The organism is Mycolicibacterium iranicum (assembly GCF_002101705.1).
Lineage (GTDB): Bacteria > Actinomycetota > Actinomycetes > Mycobacteriales > Mycobacteriaceae > Mycobacterium > Mycobacterium iranicum.
Genome location: NZ_LQPC01000061.1, coordinates 1 through 2,053, shown reverse-complemented (window position 1 = coordinate 2,053; position 2,053 = coordinate 1). Strand labels below are relative to the sequence as shown.

Here is a 2,053-nt window from a genome sequence, read left to right as displayed (position 1 = left end):
GACCCAGCGCACCCGTTCCGCCGGTGATCACCACCGTCCCCTCACCACCCAACGGCTGCGGCACCGCCAACACCAGCTTGCCCACGTTGGCGCCTTCGCGTAGCACCCTCAAGGCACGGCCCGCCTCGTGAATGTCGAAGCTGGTGACGGGCAGCGGTCGCAGCGCACCCTGGTCGAACAGCGCGAGCAACTCGCCGAGCATCTCACCGATGCGTTCTGGCCCTGCAAAGGCGTGCGGTCGGGTGCTTTCGCGGTCGATGAGATCGAATGCACGGTAGGTGACACCGGGATGGGCCGCAGTGACCTCTTGCGGATCGCGGATGTCGGTCTTGCCCATTTCGAGGAAGCGGCCACCTGCACCCAACAGGCTCAGCGACGTGTCGACGAACTCACCGGCCAGCGCGTTGAGCACCACATCGACCCGCGGGAACCGAGTGCCGAACTCAAGGGTGCGCGATGACGCGATGTGCGCATCGTCTAGGCCCAATTCGCGCAGGACCGGCCACTTCGCCTCACTCGCGGTCGCGAACACCTCGCAACCCAGTCGCTGGGCTATCTGGATCGCGGCCATCCCCACACCGCCGGCGCCGGAGTGCACCAGCACGCGCTCGCCGGCCTGCAATTCAGCCAGGTCGACCAGACCGTAGTGAGCGGTCAGGAATACCAGCGATACGGTGGCCGCCTGTGTGAATGACCAACCCTCGGGAATCTTCGCAAGCATGCGGTGGTCACTTACAGCAAGCGGACCGTACGCCCCGGGAATCAGCCCCATGACTCGCTCGCCGGGCGAGAGGCCTTCCACATCCGGGCCGACCTCGATCACCACCCCCGCGCCTTCGGATCCGAGCGGCGGCGCCTGGCCGGGAAACATTCCCAGTGTGATGACCACGTCGATGAAGTTGACGCCCGCCGCGTGCACCGCAACCCTGACTTCGGTCCCGGTCAGCGGTCGCTGTGCTGCGTTATTCGGCAGCAGTGCCAGTCCTTCGAGGGATCCCGGTCTCGCAACCTGGAGGGACCAAGCCCTCTCGTGTGGGAGGGTTTGGAGGTGGTTGATGCGTCGTAGGCGTGGGATGTGGAGTTGTGTGGGGCGGGCGGCGATTTGGGGTTCGGTGTCGGCGATGGTGAGGGCGTGGGAGAGCAGGTCGTTGTGGTCGCGGCCGTCGTTGGGGAGGTCGATGAGGACGAATCGGTGGGGGTGTTCGGCTTGAGCGGAGCGGACCAGTCCCCAGATCGCTGCGGTGGTCGGGTCTGGGTTGTCGTGGGGTGCGGCGGCGACGGCGCCGCGGGTGACGATGACCAACGGTGATGACTTGGTGTCGTCGTCGATGGCGTTTTGGAGCAGTGTGAGTGTCTGGTGCAGGACGGCTCGCAGGTCCTCGCCGTTGATGTGCGCGATGTCGAGGTCGGGTGGGGCGGCTGTGGGGTCTGTGGGCGCCTCGACGGGGGTCCATTCGATTTCGTAGAGTCCGGTGCCGCGATCGGTGGGTTCGGCGCCCAGGGCGCCGGAGGGCAGTGGGCGCACGAGCAGGCCGTCGAGGGTGAAGGCCGGCGCGCCGTTTTCGTCGACGGCTGCTAGGGACACCTGTTCGCCGGTGCTGGTGAGGTGGACCCGCAGGCTGGTGGTTGCGCGGGTGTTGACATGTAGGCCGTTCCAGGAGAACGGCAGGCGCAGTTGGTCGTTGGTGTTGATGAGCAGTGCGTGTAGGGCGGCGTCGAGCAGTGCCGGGTGCAGGTTGTAGTCGCCGGCGGTGGTGGTTTGGTGGTCGTCGAGTGTGACTTCGGCGAACAGTTCTTCGCCGCGGCGCCATGCTTTTTGCAGTCCTTGGAACGCTGGTCCGTAGGCCAGTCCGATGCTGAGCAGGTGGTCGTAGAGGCCGGCGGTGTCGAGGGGTTCGGCGTGTGGGGGTGGCCAGGGTGTGGTGCTCAGTTGGTGTAGTGCGGTGGTGTGGGTGGGGGTGGTGTCGTGGGTGGTGAGGGTGGCGGTGGCGTGGCGGGTCCAGGGGGTGTCGGTGTGGTGGGGTCGGGAGTGGATGGTGAGGTGCCAGGTGTC

At 66.5% G+C, this 2,053-nt stretch carries 1 protein-coding gene; it reads right to left on the bottom strand.

The genetic code is table 11. The features are described 5' to 3' along the window. Nucleotides 1-2,053: SpnB-like Rossmann fold domain-containing protein (locus tag AWC12_RS27185; protein WP_165762862.1), on the bottom strand; the 2,053-nt coding region annotated here is incomplete at both ends.